Origin of the sequence: Ferroglobus sp. (assembly GCF_015521575.1) — an archaeon.
Lineage (GTDB): Archaea > Halobacteriota > Archaeoglobi > Archaeoglobales > Archaeoglobaceae > Ferroglobus.
On sequence record NZ_WANY01000220.1, the window covers coordinates 1 to 2,523 of the forward strand.

Sequence of the window (2,523 nt, forward strand, 5' to 3'; positions counted from 1 at the left end):
CCACCTATGAGCTTGAGAAGCAGAGCTTTTTGAGCGTGCAACCTATTCTCAGCCTGATCGAAAACAACGGAATGCTCGCTATCGATAACATCGTCGGTAATTTCCTCCCCCCTGTGTGCTGGTAAACAGTGCATGACTACCACATCATCCTTAGCTTCGTTAACCAGTTCCATGTTAACCTGGTAGGGTCTAAAAACTTTTAGCCTTCTTTCCCTCTCCTCCTCTTGCCCCATCGACGCCCATACATCAGTATATATCACATCCGCTTCTCTAACAGCCTCTTTGGGGTTTCTAACTATTTCAAACCTCCCTCCAAGTTCTCTGGCTTTCTTCAAAATTTCATTCGGCGGATCGAAACCCTCAGGAATTGCCAGTCTCAGCTCAAAACCAAGAATTGACGAAGCTAAAAGCAGCGAGTTGCAGACATTGTTGCCATCTCCAACCCACGCCACCTTCACGTCTAAACTCCCCTTCACCTCTCTAATTGTTTGCAAGTCTGCAAGAATCTGGCAAGGGTGCTCAAGATTGCTCAATCCGTTTATCACCGGAACTGAGCTGAACTTTGCAAACTCCAGAAGGGTTTCGTGGTTTCTAACCCTCATCATAACTGCATGAACGTACCTTGATAACGTTCTGGCTGTATCAGTAATGCTTTCCCCCCTCCCAAGCTGAAGGTCGTTCCAGTTCATGTATATTGCGTAGCCTCTACAATCGTTCATCGCCACCTCGAAGCTGACTCTCGTTCTCGTGGAAGGCAATTCGAATATCATCCCGAGAGTTTTATTCTTCAAATACTCTTTAAAAATCCCCTTTCTCCTTTCTTCTTTGAGCTTGTCAGCTAAATCGAGAATTTCAATAATTTCCTCCTTCCTCAAATCGGTGATCGATAGCACATGCTTCATACCAGCTTCGTTGTGATTGAAAATTAAAAACTTTACTCGTTTTTACGATTTTCAGTAATTTATTTATGCTGTTCTCAATGCTAAAACCACATATGGAGATCACTGATGTTTTTCTGGCTGTAGGTATTTTGATTACAATCTCGATTTTGATGACAATGTACAGGGTCATAAAAGGTCCAACGACTTTGGATAGAGTTATGGCTACAAGTGTTATAGGAACGAAAGTCGTTGTTCTGCTTGTCGTAATAGGCTACCTCTTCGAAAGACCGATTTTCGTCGACATTCCGTTAACTTACGCGATGCTGAACTTCGTCGGAACTTTAATCGTCGCCAAATACATCGAGAGGGGAGAATTATGGAAGCCCTACACGTAATTTCAGCAATTTTCATGTTCGCAGGATGCTTTTTCATGATCTCGGGAGCAATAGGAATCATTCGATTCCCGGACTTCTACACAAGGCTTCATGCTGCTGGAAAATGCGACACCCTCGGAGAAGTTCTAATAATACTCGGATTTATGATTTACCAGGGACTTTCCTTTTTAACGATTAAGCTATTCTTCCTTTCATTCTTCATCCTCCTCGCGAATCCCGTCGGTACGCATGCGCTGATCAAAGCCGCTTACGTTACCGGAGTGAAAATGTGGAGGAGGGAGGAGAATGGGTAAAAAACTCTCCTACATTCTGACGTTCATCGTAATGTTCCTATTCTGGATCCTCCTTTCAGCCTGGCAGCTTTATCCAGACACCCCCGGAAAATTCGATGCTATACACATCTCTCAGGGAATTGCCGCCGCTGCCCTAACGACGTACCTCTCAAGGAGAGTAATTTTCGATTTGAGTAAGAAATGGTACGTCAAGTTCTTGAGGGCAATACCCTATGTAGCTTGGGAACTCTGGCAGATCGTTTTAGCCAACCTTGACGTTGCTTACAGAGCTTTGCATCCAAAAATGCCCTTAGATCCGGTAGTTGTAGAATTTGAAACTCCGTTAAGGAGTGATCTCGCTCTAACTTTCATGGCTAACTCGATAACGCTAACTCCCGGAACGATAACCATAATGGTCGAGCCGGAGAAAGGAAAATTCGTAGTCCACGCCATAGACAGAAAGCTCGCCAAGCCGCTGGTTGTGGATCAGACGATGCAGAAAAAACTCGCTTACGTTTTCATGGAGGGTCGGCATGATAGTTCCGCTTGACATAGCTCTAATAATCTTCCTCGTAGTTTCCGCCATCGCCGCTTTATTCGTGAGGGATTTGTTAGCGTCGATAGCGATTCTTGGCACGTACACCTTCGTCATGGCTTGCATTTACGTTCAGATGAACGCTGTCGACGTTGGTTTTACCGAGGCTGCTATCGGAGCCGGTGCTTCCACAGCACTGATGGTGGCAAGCCTAACAAAGCTTCAGAGGTACGATACCGGGAAAAGAAAGAAGGTAAAAGTTGTAATTGGTGCATTCACAGTAGTTCTGCTTGCTGGACTATTTTTTTACGTAATCGAAGATATGCCGGCTTTCGGCGATTACAGCTCGCCGGCTAACAAGAGGATAAAAATTTTTGAAGTGAGAGATGCTGGCTTGTCCGAAAAGCTGGAAGTCGAAAAACTTCCGGAAGAAATTAAGA

Annotated in this window: 5 protein-coding genes; 4 read left to right on the forward strand and 1 reads right to left on the reverse strand. The window is 44.7% G+C overall.

The window, feature by feature from the left end:
- Positions 1–902: ornithine carbamoyltransferase (gene argF, locus F7C14_RS08785; RefSeq protein ID WP_290901947.1), on the reverse strand; the 902-nt coding region annotated here is incomplete at its 3' end.
- A gap of 92 nt (positions 903–994) precedes the next feature.
- On the opposite strand from argF, the gene F7C14_RS08790 reads away from it, so the two are divergent.
- From F7C14_RS08790 to F7C14_RS08805, 4 genes are all read left to right on the forward strand, one after another.
- Complete coding sequence (locus tag F7C14_RS08790) at positions 995–1,276, forward strand: cation:proton antiporter (RefSeq protein WP_290901949.1); 282 nt, start codon at positions 995–997, stop codon at positions 1,274–1,276.
- Entirely contained in the window at positions 1,258–1,569 is a 312-nt protein-coding gene (gene mnhG, locus F7C14_RS08795) for a monovalent cation/H(+) antiporter subunit G (RefSeq protein ID WP_290901952.1), read from the forward strand. Before F7C14_RS08790 ends, mnhG begins: the two co-directional genes overlap by 19 nt.
- Positions 1,562–2,098, forward strand: coding sequence for a Na+/H+ antiporter subunit E (locus F7C14_RS08800; protein WP_290901956.1), 537 nt, complete (start codon positions 1,562–1,564; stop codon positions 2,096–2,098). Before mnhG ends, F7C14_RS08800 begins: the two co-directional genes overlap by 8 nt.
- Positions 2,082–2,523 (forward strand): hydrogenase subunit MbhD domain-containing protein (locus F7C14_RS08805; protein ID WP_290901958.1); only part of this gene is annotated, 442 nt, incomplete at its 3' end. The genes F7C14_RS08800 and F7C14_RS08805, both read left to right, overlap by 17 nt.

Bases quoted from the DNA above. Each gene is read 5' to 3' on its own strand.
- mnhG (WP_290901952.1), top strand. From the start codon at position 1,258: ATGGAAGCCCTACACGTAATTTCAGCAATTTTCATGTTCGCAGGATGC.
- F7C14_RS08800 (WP_290901956.1), top strand. From the start codon at position 1,562: ATGGGTAAAAAACTCTCCTACATTCTGACGTTCATCGTAATGTTCCTA.
- F7C14_RS08790 (WP_290901949.1), top strand. From the start codon at position 995: ATGGAGATCACTGATGTTTTTCTGGCTGTAGGTATTTTGATTACAATC.